Annotated in this window: 17 protein-coding genes; 8 read left to right on the forward strand and 9 right to left on the reverse strand. The window is 38.7% G+C overall.

What is annotated here, in order from left to right:
• Positions 1–556: 556 nt before the first annotated feature.
• The 5 genes from MCBB_RS01490 to eif1A all read right to left on the reverse strand — a co-directional run bounded on the left by MCBB_RS01490 (position 557) and on the right by eif1A (position 5,159).
• Positions 557–1,609, reverse strand: a complete 1,053-nt coding sequence (locus tag MCBB_RS01490; RefSeq protein WP_071905948.1) for a DNA topoisomerase IV subunit A — start codon at positions 1,607–1,609, stop codon at positions 557–559.
• Positions 1,602–3,167, reverse strand: coding sequence for a DNA topoisomerase VI subunit B (gene top6B / locus MCBB_RS01495; RefSeq protein WP_071905949.1), 1,566 nt, complete (start codon positions 3,165–3,167; stop codon positions 1,602–1,604). Before top6B ends, MCBB_RS01490 begins: the two co-directional genes overlap by 8 nt.
• Positions 3,168–3,286: 119 nt before the next feature.
• The gene (locus MCBB_RS01500) at positions 3,287–3,865 is read right to left on the reverse strand and encodes a KH domain-containing protein (protein ID WP_071905950.1); all 579 of its coding nucleotides are present in this window, start codon (positions 3,863–3,865) and stop codon (positions 3,287–3,289) included.
• A 60-nt stretch (positions 3,866–3,925) separates the two neighbouring features.
• Complete coding sequence (locus MCBB_RS01505; protein WP_071905951.1) at positions 3,926–4,702, reverse strand: serine protein kinase RIO; 777 nt, start codon at positions 4,700–4,702, stop codon at positions 3,926–3,928.
• A 151-nt stretch (positions 4,703–4,853) separates the two neighbouring features.
• Entirely contained in the window at positions 4,854–5,159 is a 306-nt protein-coding gene (gene eif1A, locus MCBB_RS01510; protein WP_071905952.1) for a translation initiation factor eIF-1A, read from the reverse strand.
• Between the two features lie 351 nt (positions 5,160–5,510).
• Between eif1A and MCBB_RS01515 the strand changes: the two genes are divergently transcribed.
• A complete protein-coding gene (locus MCBB_RS01515) occupies positions 5,511–6,806 on the forward strand; it encodes a molybdopterin-binding protein (RefSeq protein WP_331709796.1) in 1,296 nt (431 codons plus the stop codon).
• A gap of 104 nt (positions 6,807–6,910) precedes the next feature.
• Here the strand turns inward: MCBB_RS01515 and MCBB_RS01520 are convergent, their stop codons facing one another.
• A complete protein-coding gene (locus tag MCBB_RS01520) occupies positions 6,911–7,666 on the reverse strand; it encodes a UPF0280 family protein (protein ID WP_071905954.1) in 756 nt (251 codons plus the stop codon).
• 224 nt (positions 7,667–7,890) lie between these two features.
• Here MCBB_RS01520 and MCBB_RS01525 point away from each other — a divergent pair, with 224 nt between their 5' ends.
• The 6 genes from MCBB_RS01525 to cgi121 all read left to right on the forward strand — a co-directional run bounded on the left by MCBB_RS01525 (position 7,891) and on the right by cgi121 (position 14,131).
• Complete coding sequence (locus MCBB_RS01525) at positions 7,891–8,544, forward strand: PH domain-containing protein (RefSeq protein ID WP_071905955.1); 654 nt, start codon at positions 7,891–7,893, stop codon at positions 8,542–8,544.
• 226 nt (positions 8,545–8,770) lie between these two features.
• Positions 8,771–9,943: a geranylgeranyl reductase family protein gene (locus MCBB_RS01530; RefSeq protein WP_071905956.1), complete on the forward strand. Its 1,173-nt coding sequence runs from the start codon at positions 8,771–8,773 to the stop codon at positions 9,941–9,943.
• On the forward strand, positions 9,934–10,968 hold the full coding sequence (locus MCBB_RS01535) for a TIGR01177 family methyltransferase (protein ID WP_071905957.1): 1,035 nt from the start codon (positions 9,934–9,936) through the stop codon (positions 10,966–10,968). Before MCBB_RS01530 ends, MCBB_RS01535 begins: the two co-directional genes overlap by 10 nt.
• Before the next feature lie 260 nt (positions 10,969–11,228).
• Entirely contained in the window at positions 11,229–12,731 is a 1,503-nt protein-coding gene (locus MCBB_RS01540; protein WP_071905958.1) for a (R)-citramalate synthase, read from the forward strand.
• A 186-nt stretch (positions 12,732–12,917) separates the two neighbouring features.
• Entirely contained in the window at positions 12,918–13,502 is a 585-nt protein-coding gene (locus MCBB_RS01545; protein WP_071905959.1) for a hypothetical protein, read from the forward strand.
• A gap of 110 nt (positions 13,503–13,612) precedes the next feature.
• Entirely contained in the window at positions 13,613–14,131 is a 519-nt protein-coding gene (gene cgi121, locus MCBB_RS01550; protein WP_071905960.1) for a KEOPS complex subunit Cgi121, read from the forward strand.
• A 195-nt stretch (positions 14,132–14,326) separates the two neighbouring features.
• Here cgi121 and MCBB_RS01555 read toward each other — a convergent pair whose 3' ends face one another.
• The 3 genes from MCBB_RS01555 to msrB form a co-directional block, all read right to left on the reverse strand.
• Positions 14,327–15,325: a DegT/DnrJ/EryC1/StrS family aminotransferase gene (locus tag MCBB_RS01555; RefSeq protein WP_084789734.1), complete on the reverse strand. Its 999-nt coding sequence runs from the start codon at positions 15,323–15,325 to the stop codon at positions 14,327–14,329.
• Between the two features lie 65 nt (positions 15,326–15,390).
• Entirely contained in the window at positions 15,391–16,566 is a 1,176-nt protein-coding gene (locus MCBB_RS01560) for an Nre family DNA repair protein (protein WP_171899065.1), read from the reverse strand.
• Positions 16,567–16,662: 96 nt separating this feature from the next.
• Positions 16,663–17,058 (reverse strand): peptide-methionine (R)-S-oxide reductase MsrB, encoded by a 396-nt coding sequence (msrB, locus tag MCBB_RS01565; RefSeq protein ID WP_071905961.1) that lies wholly within the window; start codon positions 17,056–17,058, stop codon positions 16,663–16,665.
• Positions 17,059–17,297: 239 nt separating this feature from the next.
• On the opposite strand from msrB, the gene MCBB_RS01570 reads away from it, so the two are divergent.
• On the forward strand, positions 17,298–17,630 hold the full coding sequence (locus MCBB_RS01570; protein WP_071905962.1) for a cupin domain-containing protein: 333 nt from the start codon (positions 17,298–17,300) through the stop codon (positions 17,628–17,630).
• The last annotated feature ends 134 nt before the right edge of the window (positions 17,631–17,764 follow it).

Here is a 17,764-nt window from a genome sequence, read left to right on the forward strand (position 1 = left end):
AATTTGTTCTGAATGAATTTCTAGACAACCTTATTGTCTTAAAAGGAGTACATATAAATATTTTGATTCAAAATTAATTTAAAAACCTTTTAATTGCATTTTTTTAGTTTTAAGACTTTATTAAAGGGATTTATATTAATGGGTTAGGAGTTTCCTTTCTTAATTTCTTTTTTTTAGAAATGATGTTAATTTAGAACTTATTTAAAGAAAAAAGGTAATTATAAGGATTATTTAATGTGGAATGTGCCCTTCTATTGGATAACCCTTATCTATTACTCTATTTTTTAAAAAAGGCATTTTTAACTATTATTTTTTATGTAAAGTTCCTCTTGAAACTTATTTATATGAAGTGTAAATGTCTTCAAATTCTAAATCCGTTATTTCAAGGGTTAACCTTCTTAAATTGATTATGTGGAGGGTGGTGTGTCCTTAAATGGATACTTCCATCTTATTTTATCTTAAAAGAATCAGATTATACTATTTTATATAAATCGATTATATTTCTAAAAAAAGAACGAAAAAAGGGTATTGCAACCCTGTTTATATTTGTTTGTTTTTACATTGCATCGAGTTTTTCAGGCAGATACTTCTCAACAACGTACTCCAATCCGTACTTGGAGAAGGACTGCTGCTCTGCTTTTTTCCCGATCTTGAGCATCTTCTTGATCTCGTTCTGCCAGAACTCATCCCGGTACCTTGGGTCCTTTGAGAGCTCTTTGAGACGCAAAACATCGATGTCTTTAAGATTGTCCGTTGGAAGGTCGTAGTTTATGATATCGGATGCTGTAACTCCCAGGAACTTGGCATCTGGTGTTGCAAGCTCGTGGTTCACGTGGGCGAGCTTTGCACTTCCAGACATTATAACCATGGCGATATGGAATCCCCATGGGTCTCCGTCGTTACAGATATAAACAGGTAAACCAAGCTCGTCGTGGGTTCTTTTAATGAACCTTCTGGTTGCACGTGCAGCCTGTCCCTTGAGCCCCACAATGAGGCAGTTGAATTTTTTGTAGGCCTTCTCCTGAACCATCCTGTGGAACATACCCATGGTCTCAACAGCTATAACCCTCTCAACACCATGATCAAGGAATTCAATCTCATCTATTGTAGGGGAGATACTGTAACCGGATTTACCCGATTTTATGGCATTTATTTCCACATCATCATCTTTAAGGGTCAGGTCACCGTAAACAGATGCTCCATCTTCCTCTGGCATGAGTCCAAGGTCTTCACGACTTATTCCCATTGTGACCTCAAGGTCCTCAACTATGAGGTTGGATTCGTCCTGATTTGAAAAGTCAACATCCCATCCCTCTGAAACGTAGTACATTTCCCTTATAGTTGCTGTTTTCTCTGTATTGACAAGTCCTTTGCAGAAGTTACCCATACTGACCATCTGAGCAACCTTCTTGATCTGCTTCACGTTTCCAAGGGATCGTTTTCCGTACCTGTCACCCAGAACGTAGTAACGCTTTGCCTCATCGTAAACTATGTTGGATGTACCCCTTGATGGAACCTTTATTGAAGGAACCATGTTATTCTCAACGTCATCTATTATTGAATTTCCCAGGCCTCTGAGTTTACCCAGGGCTAAATCTCGTCTATTCATTGTTGACATCACCTAAAATCTTTGGTTTTCTTGTGACCTTTGCCAAAACATCACCGTATTCTGGAACATCCCTCTCTGCAAGGATTGCAGCTTCCTTAAGTACTACTGGTACATAGGCTTCAAAGACCTTTGAACGCATTTCTTCCTCTTTTGCAGCCTTTTTAGCATTTATGTACTTCTGAAGACTTCTTGCTATCTTCATGGTGGCCTGTCTTATCTCATGGAGAATTTCAGCTTCAGGTGCAACACTCTGCTTACCAGTTGAAAGGTATGGGACGTTGGTTGAGATTATGTTGACGAAAACAGTTATTGGAGCATTTTCCATGTCCCTTATACCGTACCTCTTCCAGTCAATACTTTTAAGTGCCTCTGTTATTGCACAGCTTCCCTGGTCAAAGGTTAATGGGACCCTGTTTGCAAAACGCATGATCTCAGCCTTTTTCTGTTCTCCAACAACCCTTCCAGAACTTCCACCGTAGGCGATACCCGCTTCAACTATGAATGAAACACCACCCTTATAGGTTTTGGGCTTTCTGGTTGTAACAGCAACAAATTCCGGGTTTAGAATTTCCCTTATACCTTTTTCAATCTGTTCTTTACCTATAGGAATTAAACCAGCAGTTGGAGGGGCCATGAAGTCCATCTGACCAAAGAGATCAACTATCCTTTCTGCCTCTTCCCACTTCATGTCCTTTGGACGTTTGTTGAGATCTATTCCAGTTGCTTCCTCAATTTCAGTCACCCTCTTGTTGGACATCCTTGAGAGTGAACTTGTAAGAAGGCTCCTGAACCTGCGTTTATCGGTGTGTTTGGCCATGAATATCAGATCGTCTGCCGTAACACCTTTAGGATGAGGTAGAACCTCCTTAGGAAGTGGTGGTATCTCACTGGAACTTCTGTCGAAGATGTACTTGTGTCCTGTTGGATCCCTGAAGGTTATCTTTGCGTGGGGGTTTGCGATCATGGTCCTTCGTATGTACTCGTATGCACCCTGTTCACTGAGGGAGTAGGAAACATCCTTGAACTGAAGTTCTATTGAAACACCTGTAGAATCAAGATCAACCTCTTTTCTCTCGAGTATGAGTCCTTTATTTTGTTTGACATCCATTTTGAATGTCATCTCAACGCCCTTGATTTGATTTCCATCCCTGTAACCTGATATTACCTTTGCAGGTTTTCCAGTTGTCATCTGGGATAGAAGGACACATCCACTGCACCCTAGACCCTGCTGACCTCTGGATTGAATGTTTCTGAATTTGGAACCTGCGAACATGGTACAGTACACACGGGTTAAGTAGTCCTCAGGAATTCCAGGGCCGTTGTCTCTGTGTTTCAATATGTAATGGTCTTTATCGACTCTTTTGAGGTCTATGGATATCTCCGGTAATATGCCTGCCTCTTCAGCAGCGTCGAAGCTGTTCGTTATCAGCTCGTGGAAAACTATGGTGAGGGATCGTATCTTACCGGAAAATCCCAGCATCTGTTTGTTTCTTCTGAAAAATTCAGATGCAGTGAGTTCTTTAAACTCTTCAAAAAGTTCTGATGCTTCTCGTTCCAAAGTTAGCCTCCTTTAAATATGATTATTAAGATACATTTGATTTAAATAGGGATTTAACTGGATTTAAAACAGTAAAATCCTTGAATTTATAAAAATTGAAGATTTAAGATATTAGATAATTAAAGTAACTTATTTTCGTCCTTTGCCATTTTGTGAAATTCTCTTATCTTCATTTCACGGCTTTTCTTTTCAAGGAATGCGTAGACACTTTTATGTCTTGAACCATCGAGTATCATCTCAACAGCTTCCTTTGCAAGGTGGATATGTTCCATATCTCCTATTATTGCAACTGTTTTACCGTAGATTGAAATATCAACACCAGTCATATCTGTTATGATGTCCCTTGTACGTCCATCTTTACCTATTATTCTGCCTTTTTGTCTTAATATGGCTTTTTTTGATTTTCCAACGTAGTCTGGAAGGTTTATTATTTCCAGAAGCACTTCATCATCTGTGAGTTTGAGTGCAATTTCAGGGTTGAATCCCCTACCCACAGCTTTGACTATGTACCTAGCTTTCCAAACAGCCAAAGGATCTTCGGCATCTTCCCGTGGAGATATGGATACACTTCCAGTTTCACTGTCAATTTCTATTGATGTTTTAGTTGCATTCTCAATTTCTTCCTTTGTAATGCCCTGTTTTCCAATGACCGCCCCAACACGTTCGCGGGGGATCTTGAGGTATTCAGTGTTAGGCATGATTTCACCTCACTGCACGGATATATTAAAATATCCATTATGATATACTTTTATAGTTTTCTATGATTTTAAATCCATAATCTTACTTTTAAGCTCTTCTTTCGTTATATTAATGCCTAGTTTCTTAAAATCTCGTATTAAATTGTCAATATCTCTATTCAGGAGCTCATGGGATATTGGATGATCAACAATCATACCTTGGGATATGTCAATGATGTAGGGTTCATCATCTTTTATCAAGATATTAAAGCCAGACAAATCTCCGTGAACTATTTTAGCGTCATTATAAAGAATTTTAACGTATTCAATTATTTTTTCTGAAACTTTTTTAGGATTTGAAACTTTTGATAATCTCATGGGCAGTGCAGGGTTTCCTTCTGCATCGCCTATAAATTCCATTACCAGAACATTGTTTTTAGCGACCAAAGGTTTGGGAACATTTACCCCGGCTTCGTAGGCCCTTGTGAGGTTCCTTAATTCTTTGGTAACCCATGCGTTAATGAGCTGACGTTTATTGCTACTTTTAACATTGAATCTGGGGTCGCCCTGAATGTACTGTTGCATTTTTTTAAAATCTGAGGTTGTTACTCTGTAAATTTTAACTGCAACAAAGTTTCCGTCATCATCAATGCCTTTGAATACATTTGCTTCTTTTCCTGTGCTTATGGCTCCGTTCAGGACGTTTATATATCCCATCTTGGCAAGTTTGTAGAGTGTTTCGAGGGTTATCTTATCAAAAACCTCACTTCCAACTCTTCTGTCTTCAACGCTTTTCAATCTTTTTTCTGATAACATCTTTCTTAAGTTATCATCTGCTTTTGACACTTTTGAGCTCATATAAATTTCTCCAGGATAAAAAGCCTTAAAACAATCTTAAGAGTTGGTGAAACACGAATCAAACAGGATTAAAAGTCTTAAAAAGCTTTAAAATAGTATGATTAAGATCGTTCAATTACGTAAAGTTAAAATCCTCAAAATTTATTCGGGATTATAATTTTAAGTATCCCTTACGTTCAAGCCAGTTGGCTTCGGTTCGGGTGTATCTCCATATGACGTCAGCTTTTTCATCGCTCTGAAATTCCCATGGTTTTATGAGAACAACATCCCCTTCCCTTATCCATATCCTCTTCTTCATTTTACCGGGAATTCTTGAAAGTCGGGTTTTACCGTCGGAACATCTAACCCTGAGTTTTCCATGTCCTAATATCTGTTCAACTACTCCTGGTATTTCTCCCCTTCTGGGTGAACGTACTCTCCTAACTTCTTGAGGTCCTTGATTATGTCCTTTGTTCAAATACTCTCCTCCTATTTTATGGAATAAAGATTGAGTTATAGTTATGAAGTAAGATTACATTTTTAAAGGATCCTGAATCAAAAAACCCATTCATAAAAAGTTTATCTTACTGTACTACTCTCTTATCATTTAATCTCTTTACTTATATAGGTTGTTGGTCTATATAAAACGGAGTATTTGTATAAGTTGGGGTTCATGGGAACCTATTTTTTTGATTGTTTATCTGTCTGTGTAAGACTATCTTCCATGTAAAGAATATCCTATTTTCCCAAGAGCATATGAAAAGTAAAAAACCTAATTAGATATAAAGAGTATAAAAGTGAAATAAGTTTAGGTTTTACACTTTTTATCATGGAAAAACCAGTTAATATGATATTGGAGTTAGTGGTGACAATGGGAACGGAATTTCTAAACATAATGGATCCTGAAGATGTGGAAAAAATAATTTCAGATTTACCCTTCCGGGCAAAAATTGAAAAAATTTCCCTTGAAAAAGCTCACAAAAGGGTTGTTGCAGAGGATGTGTATGCAACTATCAATCTGCCCCCATTCAGCAGAGCTTCCATGGATGGTTACGCTGTAAAATCAGAAAATACCTTCAAAGCATCAGAAGATAAACCTATTTCACTAAAACTTCTGGAAGCTGTTGGTGCAGGGGATGTTCCTGTAAAAAGGATAGAAAATGGAACGTGCACAGAGGTTTCAACAGGAGCACCAATACCTGAAGGTGCAGATGGGGTTGTGATGGTTGAATCAACCGAAAAAACAGATGTAACTACTGATGAAGATGTGACAAATGAAATACTCATTTATGAAAGTATAGCCATGGGTCAGAACATAGCTTCAGAGGGGTCAGATGTGAAAAAAGGTGAACTCCTTCTGAAGAAGGGTACCTCTTTGACTCCAGATAAGATTGGAGTTTTAAGTGCCATTGGACAGGTTGAAGTTCCAGTTTATGCAAAACCGAAGGTAGCAGTTATATCCACTGGAAATGAAGTGGTGGTTCCAGGTCAGGATCTTGATTACGGTAAAATTTATGATATAAACTCCAGAACAATTTCTGATGCAGTTAAAACATGTGGATGCATGCCAATACATTCGGAAATAGTTAAAGATGATTATAATACCTTAAAAAATAAGATAAATGAATTTGAGGATGTAGATATTATAATAACATCTGGAGGAACGTCTGCAGGTGCAGGGGATGTTTTGAGGACGGTTATGGATGAAATTGGTGAGGTCCTCGTGCACGGTATAGCTGTAAAACCTGGAAAACCAACGTTAATATGCTTAATACCTGGAAAAACGAAAAAAAAGATTTTATTTGGACTTCCAGGTTATCCTGTGGCTGCGTTAATGGTCTTTTACATCTTCGTTGCACCATTTTTAAGGAAAGCCGCATGTTTGAAGGTTGATTCCAATGTTCCAAAGTTCAATCTCAAATTATCACGACGATATCGGCCAGCTCGTGGAAGAAGCCACAACGTTCTTGTGAAGATCGAGGGGGACACTGCAGTTCCAATACTCAAGGATTCTGGTGCAATAGCTTCCCTTGCACAGGCTGATGGCTTCATAAAAGTACCTAAAAACATTGAAATCCTTGAAAAGGGAAGTATGGTGGAAGTACTTCCATTTGAAACCAGTTAATCCTTTATTTAGTCATTTTGCTTTTATTCTCTCTTATATTCTTATTTTTTTATCTTTTTTAGTTCTTTGGATCTGAAATGGGTAAAAAACCACGTGGATCCCATTCAAGTAATTGTGTCCCATAGATCCCCGAGAACCACTTTTTTATCAGTTTCAACGAGTTTTGGAATTTTTCCCAGTGTACCTGCAGACTCACCAACGATGACAAGAACCCCCTGCATGATTCCCCTAAAGTCATCGGCCCGTTCAAGACATTTCTCCACGGCATCTTCATCTGTAGCCCCAACTGCACTGTTTGCAATGGATGTTGCAAGGGCGTCTGCGGTGCTTGATTCACCTGCAAAAACTGTAACAGAATCTGCCCTTCCAAAGCTTATGGAATGCCCAACGGTTCCTGATGATGTGCATATGCCCATGGGGGTTTTTTCATGTTTTATTTTGAATCCTAAAGCTCCAGATAATGGTGATTCTCCAGCGTACAATCCTACCACTGCATCTTCATGGGTTTTAATGGATATGTCTCCACCATTATCCACTATAACATATTTTGAACCTTTACTCAATAAAAATCCCATTGAAAGTTGGGATATGGTCCCTGCAACAGCTGCCATAGGTCCAACTTCAGCTTTTCTCCCAGCACGAGCCATCAACTTCACTATCTGAGGTGCATCTTCATGTGATTCAATGATCACAGGTTCAAGGTTTGTTAAAAAATCAGGGTATTTATGAATGTATCCTTTAAGCTCCTCACGCTGTCTGAACACGAAAGTGTAAAGTCCCTCTACTTCAATGTCTGTTTTTACCTGTAGGTTGGTTTCATGGATACCAATAGATCTAACCTTAATGTTCCTGGAATTCATCAAATATTTTTTATAGCATGAACTCTACATAAAAGATTCTACTCAATTGATAACTTCAACAACATCCATTCGTTTCAATTCATTTTTTGTTCAAATTTAGATCATATGATAAATTGCAAAACCATTGTAACCTTGATTTTGAAGGACAAATCCAAGCATAATCAGATTTAAAAGCTACACAAAATATTTAGATTACAAACTAAAGATATAATGGAGTGATTAGTATGTTCGGTAAAAAAGTGAAATCACATCCAGGTGAAAGGGTGGTCTTTGAAACCAGACCCAAATTCATGATGAGTTTAACATCAACCTTCCTAAAATTTATAATTTTACTAATCATATTCAAATTCTTCAATTCAATAGTTGTGGCTGCAGCATCCCTCCAGAACTACCTCATAACAATGGTTCAAATACCCCTTGTTGAGTCAGTAACCATAATACTGATGCTTATAGCATTTTTCCTGTTTTTATGGATAGTTTGGGATGTTCTGGTATGGAAATCCATAAGTTACCTTATCACCGACCGTAGAGTCGTAATTAAAAGGGGAGTTCTAAGAAAAAAAAGAGTTTTTATGCATTACAATAAGATCCAGGATGTTTCAGTTTCCCAAAGTATCACAGAACGAATCTTCAATTCTGGGGATATAGAAATATTTGGAGGCCATGAACGAACAACCATGGTGCTTGAGGATATTCCAGATCCCAGTGAAGTCGAAGATATGATAAACCGGTTAATAGAGGGAGATTCTGACCTGGAAGATAATTACGAAAGCTACGATAACGAGGTTTACAACAAGGTTTACAAAAAACCACCAAAACAGAAAAAGACGGTTGAAAGGGATATAATCTCTGACTATGACAAAAAATTTAAAAAATGAATTACCTGAAAGTTTAGGATATTCATGTACATTGAGTAGGGTTTAACATCTCTCATGATACTTTTTTATCCTTGGTAAATAGAAGGAGATACAGATCGTAACTTATTTTTTTAAAATTGGGTTTAGATGGATCTGATCTGATTGAAATCCAGTTTCGATAGGTTTCAATCTCCCCTCAAAGGTTGTAACTAGTGTAAATAAATGATCAAAAACTGGAAAGGATAATATGAATGATTATGACGTTGCAGTTGTTGGCGCAGGGCCTGTAGGATCAAGTTTTGCAAGGCAAATGGCAGAGAAAGGATTTAAAGTAGGTATAATTGAAAGAAAAAAAGAGGTAGGTGTTCCACTGCAGTGTGCAGGTCTTGTTGGAAAGAAGATAATGGATACGAACATTCTACCTGAAGAGTTCATAGTGAACAAAGTATACGGCGCTTACCTACATTCTCCTTCAGGCACGGTGTTATCCGTTGCTAAAAAGGAACCTGCAGCTTACGTTCTTGACAGGGTGGCATACGATAAATTTTTAGCAGAAAAAGCAGTTGATGCAGGCGCAGATTTGCTTTTAAATCATCGTGTGAATGGTATTGATATTGAAAATGGTGAAATTCATGTTAAGGACCATGGCACAATATCTGCAAAGGTAATTGTGGGGGCTGATGGTCATGGATCATTTGTTTCAAGTAAAATGAACCCACCCTCAAAAACAGTTCAGGCAGCTCAGTACCTGGTGGATACAGGATCCAAGGTTTTCAACAGCGACTACGTTCAGCTCCATGTGAATTCCGATATATCCCCTGGATTCATATGGGTGATTCCAATTTCAGAGTCAAGGGCAAGGGTGGGGCTCTTCGCAGATACCAGCTACAAGAACCTTAACCATATATTGAATGAATTTATAAGTAATGATAAACAGTTCGAAGGCGCATCAGTTGTTAAGAAGTATCAGGGATTCATACCTCAATACGACCCGAAAAAGAAGATATTATGCGGTAGGACCATAATATTAGGGGATGCTGCATCCCAAGTGAAACCAACAACAGGCGGCGGACTCCTAATAGGATTTAAATGTGCTAATATGGCTTCAGATGTGGTTTCAAAAGCCCTGGATGAAGAAGATATGAAACTTCTTCAGGATTATCCGAAAAATTATATGAAGGAATACAAAAATGAGCTCAGAATGCAGCTTGAAGTTAAGAAGATATTTGGGGCCATGACTGATGAAGAACTTGACAGAATGTTCATGAAGCTTAAAAAAGGCGGTGCTGAATCAATGATATCTGAATATGGAGATATGGACACACAGTCCACACTCATAAAGGAGATGCTTAAAAGTGGGCTTCTCATATCCATTCTTCCTGGAATGATCATGAAGGGGTTGTTGAATCTATGGAAATAGTACTCATAATGTCCCAGGAACATCCAACACTACCTCGGGCAGAAGTTGAATCTATATTAAATGCTGAAAACATTCCATTCCAGATAAAAATGGAATATGGTGGCATTTTAACCCTTGAAATCCCTGATGAAGAAGTTGAAGCCTTCCACAAAGTAGAGAAAAGGTTTTCATACGTACATGAGGCTTCCAAACTTTTGATCAGAACAGATGAACAGGGTTTAATGGATGAAATCCAGAAGTATCCCTGGAAAAACCTGATAAAAAAGGATTACGCTGTGAGAATCAAGAGAATGAACAAAGATCAGAAATTCAACACAACGGATCTTGAATGGAAGATGGGTGGAACAATAGATGATATGGTACATGATAACATTCGGGTAAACCTCAAAAATCCTGAAACTTTCATTAGGACCATCTTCATAGGGGAAGAGATTCTTGTGTGCGAGAGAATTTTTAAGGTGGCTAAAAAACATTTCTACAACCTGAAACCCCATAAAAGACCCTTTTTTTACCCTGGATCCATGAGCCCCAAGCTTGCGAGGTGCATGGTCAACCTCACCATGGTTGGAAATGGAGACAGGGTCCTTGACCCCTTCTGTGGAACTGGAGGAATACTCATAGAGGCAGGAATCATTGGAGCAAGGGTTGTTGGGGCAGACATAGATGAGAGAATGGTTGAGGGAACCATTAAGAACCTTGAGTACTGCGGTATCAAAGATTATGAGGTTTTCCAGTCAGATGCAAGACAAATAAATCTGCCATACGTGGTGGATGCAATTGTAATGGACCCTCCCTATGGAATATCTGCATCAACAGGTGGGGAAGAAAAGCCAAAGCTTTACAACCAATCCATGCACTCCCTAGAGAAACTCCTAAAGGATGATGGACTCGTTTGTATGGCAACACCTCATTACATGGATATGAAGGAAGTGATCAAGGGTACTGGCTTCAAAATAATTGAACAGCATCATATAAGGATGCATAAAAGCTTAACACGGGTGATATCCCTTTTGAAGAAGATTTAAATTCGTTGAAACTTCTAAGTATTCTTTTTTTGGCTTAAATTCACTTTAAATTCATTTTAAATAACCATTTCATCCTATATTTTTAATATTTTTATTTATTTTATCAGATAAACTGTGGTTTTTCAAAAGTCTTTGACATGGGTGTGATGATTGTAGTGATAATAAAATCAATGTGATGATAAATTTATCAATCACAAGATCAAATAAAAGTGTAAAATAAATGGTAAGTAAAAATAATTCAACAAATGGAAGGGAGTTTTTTGAAGGTCAAAATATTCGACACAACACTTAGGGATGGGGAACAAACCCCTGGAGTTTCCTTAACTCCGGATCAGAAGCTGAGAACTGCTGTTAAACTCGATGAACTTGGAGTTGACGTTATTGAGGCAGGTTCAGCAATTACATCTGAAGGAGAAAGACAGGGAATAAAAAACATAGTTTCAGAGGGTCTCAACGCAGAAATATGCAGCTTTGCAAGGGCAGTTAAGGTTGATATTGATGCAGCAATTGAGTGTGGTGTTGATAGTGTTCATCTCGTTGTTCCAACATCCGATCTTCATATAAAGCACAAACTACGAAAAACCAGGGAAGATGTCCAGGAATTTGCAGTGGAATCAACTGAATACGCTGTTGATCACGGACTCACAGTTGAACTGTCTGCAGAAGACTCAACAAGAACAGATTTTGACTTTCTGAAGGAAATCTTCAGTGAAGGAATAGATGCAGGTGCCCATAGAATTTGTGCATGCGACACTGTGGGAATGCTAACTCCTGAACGTGCCTATGAATTCTACGGCGGTCTGACAGACCTTGGAGTCCCTGTGAGCGTCCACTGCCACAATGACTTCGGACTGGCAGTTGCAAACACCCTTTCAGCTTTAAGGGCAGGTGCAACACAGGCCCATGTAACAATAAACGGTATAGGAGAGCGTGCAGGAAATGCATCCCTTGAAGAACTTGTTGTAGCACTTCACTCCCTCTACAAGGTTGAAACTGGAGTTAACGTAGGAATGCTCTACGATATGTCAAGGACCGTTGCAAGGATGACTGGAATATACCTCCAGCCCAACAAGGCAATAGTGGGTGAAAATGCATTTGCACATGAATCAGGAATACATGCAGATGGAGTTATGAAAAAGGCAGAAACATACGAACCCATAACGCCTGAGCTTGTTGGACATAAGCGCAGATTTGTAATGGGCAAACACGTGGGTTCCCATATAATAAGGCAGAAGATAAATGAGATGGGCCTCAGGGTGGATGAGGAAAGGTTCCAGCAGATATTCTCAAGGATAAAAGCCCTGGGAGACATGGGAAAATGCGTTACAGACGTTGATCTTCAGGCAATCGCTGAGGACGTTCTTGGAGTTCTTCCTGAAAAGCCAGTGGAGCTTGAAGAGCTCACAATAGTCTCAGGAAACAAGGTCACACCAACGGCATCAGTTAAACTCAAGGTTGAGGATATAGAGAAACTTGAAGCAGGTGTTGGTGTTGGACCAGTGGACGCAGCAATCGTGGCCATAAGAAAGAGCATGGCAGGTGTTGCAGACATAACCCTTGAAGAATACCATGTGGATGCAATAACCGGAGGTACAGATGCACTCATAGACGTTGTTGTCAAGCTTCGAAACGGTGAAAACATAGTGAGTGCAAGAAGCACCCAACCAGACATCATAATGGCCAGTGTGGAAGCTGTTCTCGGTGGAATAAACAAAATACTGAGTGATAAGAAGATCCGAGAATCCAAGGAAACTTCCAGCTGAAATATCATTAATTTTTTCTTTTTTTATAATTCTTTTTATTTTAATAAGAGTTGTTTCAATAAATTAAAACTTAAAAAGAATTAAACCTAAAAAGAATTTTTATATTCAATGCATTTCTTTAATACTCAATGAGGATCTACAATCTAAACCAGATAACAATTCTAAAATACATTCATAAGGTGTAACATGGTATTTGAAGGAAAAAGAGAAATAAAAAGGTTACTTTCAATTATATCAAAATTTTTTAAGGTATTTAACCACTTTTTAACCACTTACCTCAGTAGGTTACTCACAATAGGGTTTTTAATACCTCTTATAGCTGCATCAATCAATTCCAAGAACTTCGATGAGATAATCAACCTTATAGAAGTTTTTGTCCTTGTTTCAGCCACATTATCCCTTCTTTCCTTCACATATGTAATGGCCCTGGAAAATATGAAAGAAAAGGTTTTCAAATCTATTTTAAGTGCAGGAGAACTCTTTTTCATGTCCACGGTGCAGTTCATTGTTGGGTTGTTCCTTCTTTTTATTTTAAACGCTTTTGGAATAGGATTCCTTCCAGTGTCCACTTTAAAACTCTCTTTCAACTGGCATAACTTGCTTGGGATTCTGATCTTCATCTTCCAGATAGCTGTTATCTTTGAGATAGTGTTCGCCCTGTCAAAATTCTTCAAGGGAGTTATGAAGGTTTACTGGACATTCAGAATAGAAGGATTTGCATCCATCATTCAATCCGGACGGGAAAAAATTTTAAAACTAAAAAAAAACTGATAAAAAATAGAATAAATATGATATAACCGATTAATTCAAAATTAAAAGATTAAAAACTAATAAAATAATAATTAAAACAAAATTACTTAGAATCAAGGGGTACAAATTCAATGGAATCTAAAACTAATGCAACTAATTATGCAAATATACAGGTGGCCGGGTTTAAGTCCAACGTTGGAAATTTCAAGGAGCTAATGCAGGGACTTCATGATCTGAATCTCAACTGCACAGTACAACTCATGGATGCAGAGGCAGTTGCAGGTAAAGGCCATGCCTTCAGTGCTGCACTTCAAGCTTTAAATGCATTCAAACGTGAAGAAAATATCGCAAAGGACCTTGGCCTTGAGATATGTCTGCGTGCATCAGCCCAGAGACAGATATCACGTGCACTTGATGTACTGGGAATAAAGGATGGAGAAATGAATATCTGTGCCGTTGCTGTGGGCTGCACATTTGATGTAATGGCAAAAATCGAGGGGGTGGTTGGTAAAAGGGATGATGATGTACTTGAACCTGATGAACCCCTTCTCAAGGAACTTTACAACCTTCAGGACTCTGAAATTGAAGCAGCAGGAACAATTACACGGGTGTTGATTGAGAGAACGGCTTTACTTGTTATTGATAAATGAAGGTGGATTAAGACTTGTTTAGGGTTAAATTAGGGATATTGCTCCCACTCCCATCACCCACCTCTCAAGCATTAAATAAAATAATTGATTTTGTAATATATTTGATTCTATAAATAAACGTCCATAATCCTAAGCATTCATAACCCCCCTTGAGTAAAAAAAGGATGTGCCGATCTTTTTAGCTATTCTTAATTTTCATGATGATCTAATGACATCAAGAATGATCTCAGAGGCCTGAAGGATATTATGTCTATTCAAACATTTAACATCCAGATTTTTTAGTTCTATACACACACCTTTTTCCTTTATTCTATCGTAACGTGGACACACAGTTACAATTCCTCCACCTTCAACTTTCAGGTTTTGTCTTAGATTGTAACCCATTCTCTTAGGGTTTTCATGAAATATACAAACGTTGATGCCCCTTTTATTTTTGTGATATATTTTGAGTTCGTTCAACTCTTTTTTCAGTATTTCACATGATTTCAATGTCTTTGAAATGATCTCAGGAGCATTTTTGATTTCCTCAGCTATACCTGCACAGGTCACAGGGTCAGCCTTCAGGCTCTTCAGTATGTAACTGGAGTTGTCTAAAAGCTTTTTATCATCTGTTGTGATGAAACCTCCATTTCCAACGTTCACAGTCTTTGGTGTTCCAGTTGATGCTATTATAACGTGGGCATGGTTTCCATTTGCAAGCCTTTTTTCAGGGTCTCCAATGGATCCAGATGCATCCTCAACCAGCAAAACCCCATTATCCTCACAGACTTCGTACAAATCCTTCACTAGCTGTTCTGCCATGTAACCTGCGAAGCTCGTCATGAACAGTGCTTCAGGACTCTTTACTTTGAGGTAATCATTTAAAACGTCAGGGTTTATTAAACCCTCATCTGTGGGCACTTCAACGGTTTCAATGCCCCTGAAATCTGCCATCTTCCTGAAACCGCTCCATCCGCCCTGATCTGGAACCATTACCCTCTCCTTGAAACTGCTCATGACAGCCAGTATTGCGGAGTTGCCGCTTCCAACGATTTTAGAGTATTCATGACCTGTTGTTTCAGCCACAATTTCTTCTGCAGTAGATACCTCTTCATATCTGCCTCCAGGCACGTGTTTGAGATTGAGGGCAGATTGACACATGGCTTCCCTTGCAGTCCTTGATGGTCTTCTAAAAATGAGTTCCAGTTGAATCATCCCCCTTATTCTAAAAACATTCCACTACTTTTAAAAATATTAAAATAGAATATTTTAAACCCTATTTAAAACCTTTTTTGTATAAAAGCATCAAGTGTTGTCTGTCTTGACTGCAACAGCTCCTTTAAAAGGTCGCTTTGTTTAACGAACTTGTCCATTGGCAGTTTTAACTTCGTTGATATGTAGTTGAGTGCAGACTTCATATCCTCAAATTCATGGTAGGGTTGGCTCATGGCATGCCTGACATTTTCACGTACATTGAAAACTCCCAGGGGAACGTATCCATTGTAGGCCTCCCTTAAAACTATGGCTCCTGCCTGTTTTTTTATACGGGCAAGCTCCTCCAGCACACCCATTTTGCAGGTGTAGTAACAGCCTCCAACCCTGGAATAACCCTTTTTACCACCATTTTCCTCATAATCTGAGAATATCAGTTCTTCACGACCTAAAACGTGTAAAAATGCTTCCATCCATTCGTACTGCCACTCCAGAGGTAAGAGAAGTATGGCGTAGTAGTTGTTGAGGCTTGAAAATTCGTAAACCCTGTGAGAGTCTATCAGATCGTAATACCTAACCTCATTCAGTAGATGGTCTGCTATTGTGCTGTCACAGGCTGTTATTGACCATCTGGTTGGTACAAGCCGCCTTCTTTTACCAACACCCATTGCTCCCACTGAAAATGCCTTCTGCATGCTGGAAAATGGAACTTCCTTTTTATGAAGGTCCATCAGTGCATCAGATGCCCTTAAATCGCTGTCGTAGTAGGTTTTCTCAAGTTCATGGTCCCATTTAACACTGTCAATATCGAACTTCTGTATAAGAGCGCTTGGACCGTGGGGTGCATGTTCATCGCTGAAGGAAACCCCTCTGGGTTTTTTTCCAAACTCTGCTTCACTGTCTATGGAGTTGGATGCAAGGGATATCTCCTGAAGCTTCTCAACGAAGTTATTTTCAAGGTCCCTTATACCCACAAGCTGTTTTCCACGAACCAGGTTGAGCCTGTAACCAATGATGTCCTCCTGGGTTTTTTCCTGGGGTATCCAGGACTCTGGAGTGTCCATTATGGTTGTGTCTCCTTGAAGCGGGGCGATCATTGGGCCTGCGTAGACCTTGGGATAGTTCCAGCTTCCTATAAAAACAGATGGTGGAGTGCTGCCCTCAAGTTCCTTACCAACATCCACAGACTGCATCTTCATCCGTGAAGTGAGTTTTTTGAGGTAGGCTGTTTTTCCATTTATCATGTTGTTAGATAGTATCCACTTTCTTCAATAAAAAATTAGTGAGCATGTGATAAGTTATGAAAGGTTGAAGTTAACAGGTTAAATCTCCTCAATCATTTACCTTTTTACAAAGCTCAGGGATGCAGAATTCATACAGTACCTTTTACCTGTGGGTTCTGGACCGTCATCGAAGACATGTCCTAGGTGGGCATCACATCTGGCGCAGAGAACCTCTTTTCTCACCATGATAAGACTTCTATCCGTCTTTGTTTGAACGTTATCTTCTGCAATGGGAGCCCAGAAACTCGGCCAGCCAGTTCCAGAATCGAACTTGGTCTTTGAATCGAAGAGATCCGTTCCACAGCAAACACATCTGTAGATTCCATCCTCATGGCAGTCATGGTACTTACCTGTGAAGGCAAGTTCAGTTCCCTTTTCCCTTGAAACCCTGTAAGATTCGGGGCTAAGAATCTTTTTCCATTCTTCAGGGGGTTTTTCAATTCTTTCCACCATTTCCACCTTGTCTCTTTGGTAGAAATATATCGGAATCTTTTGAGAGTTGGAGGTGCTCGAGGTTTTCATGATAATATTTATAGATTTTTTATCATAAATTTCTTTATCATTTTTGGAAAAAAGCCATGAAATCCATAAAATAAACATTTAAACATCAGAAGATCTACTTTTTAACCATAAAAAATTAACAGTTGAATATCTTAAGGATATGTTGATGGGTTATATTTTGGAGTTAAACTATGTCCAACCATGAAGTTAGTGATGATAAAAAAGAGTATATAATAGTTTCAGAGGGTATTAAACGTAAAACATTGGTTTATGGTTCTAAAACCATGTTAACAGAGTTTCTACTGGATGGTGGAAACACACTGCCAATGCACAGACATCCTGAGGAACAGACAGGGTATCTGGTATCGGGAAATATAATCTTAACAATAGATGGTGAGAATTATGATATGAAGCCCGGTGACAGCTGGTCAATTAATGGAAACGTAGATCATGGGGCTGAAATAAAAGAGGACTCAGTGGCTGTTGAAGTTTTCTCTCCAGTTCGGGAGGACTACATTCAGTAGTTCGTTTGAACTGTAAAAAACCCTTGAGTGCTTATTATTGAGGATTTTTTATAAAAGATTTTTTTATTTTTAAAACGTGGTTCGCAACTTGTTTATTTAACCTAAAAAATCAGAAAAACTTCAACCAATAATAA

This window comes from Methanobacterium congolense, from assembly GCF_900095295.1.
GTDB lineage: Archaea > Methanobacteriota > Methanobacteria > Methanobacteriales > Methanobacteriaceae > Methanobacterium_C > Methanobacterium_C congolense.

Excerpts from the sequence above, each read along its gene's own strand:
- MCBB_RS01490 (WP_071905948.1), bottom strand. The coding sequence starts at position 1,609 with ATGAATAGACGAGATTTAGCCCTGGGTAAACTCAGAGGCCTGGGAAAT.
- MCBB_RS01500 (WP_071905950.1), bottom strand. The coding sequence starts at position 3,865 with ATGCCTAACACTGAATACCTCAAGATCCCCCGCGAACGTGTTGGGGCG.
- MCBB_RS01505 (WP_071905951.1), bottom strand. The coding sequence starts at position 4,702 with ATGAGCTCAAAAGTGTCAAAAGCAGATGATAACTTAAGAAAGATGTTA.
- MCBB_RS01515 (WP_331709796.1), top strand. The coding sequence starts at position 5,511 with ATGGAAAAACCAGTTAATATGATATTGGAGTTAGTGGTGACAATGGGA.
- MCBB_RS01520 (WP_071905954.1), bottom strand. The coding sequence starts at position 7,666 with ATGAATTCCAGGAACATTAAGGTTAGATCTATTGGTATCCATGAAACC.
- MCBB_RS01525 (WP_071905955.1), top strand. The coding sequence starts at position 7,891 with ATGTTCGGTAAAAAAGTGAAATCACATCCAGGTGAAAGGGTGGTCTTT.
- MCBB_RS01530 (WP_071905956.1), top strand. The coding sequence starts at position 8,771 with ATGAATGATTATGACGTTGCAGTTGTTGGCGCAGGGCCTGTAGGATCA.
- MCBB_RS01535 (WP_071905957.1), top strand. The coding sequence starts at position 9,934 with ATGGAAATAGTACTCATAATGTCCCAGGAACATCCAACACTACCTCGG.
- MCBB_RS01545 (WP_071905959.1), top strand. The coding sequence starts at position 12,918 with ATGGTATTTGAAGGAAAAAGAGAAATAAAAAGGTTACTTTCAATTATA.
- cgi121 (WP_071905960.1), top strand. The coding sequence starts at position 13,613 with ATGGAATCTAAAACTAATGCAACTAATTATGCAAATATACAGGTGGCC.
- MCBB_RS01555 (WP_084789734.1), bottom strand. The coding sequence starts at position 15,325 with ATGATTCAACTGGAACTCATTTTTAGAAGACCATCAAGGACTGCAAGG.
- MCBB_RS01560 (WP_171899065.1), bottom strand. The coding sequence starts at position 16,566 with ATGATAAATGGAAAAACAGCCTACCTCAAAAAACTCACTTCACGGATG.
- msrB (WP_071905961.1), bottom strand. The coding sequence starts at position 17,058 with ATGGTGGAAAGAATTGAAAAACCCCCTGAAGAATGGAAAAAGATTCTT.
- MCBB_RS01570 (WP_071905962.1), top strand. The coding sequence starts at position 17,298 with ATGTCCAACCATGAAGTTAGTGATGATAAAAAAGAGTATATAATAGTT.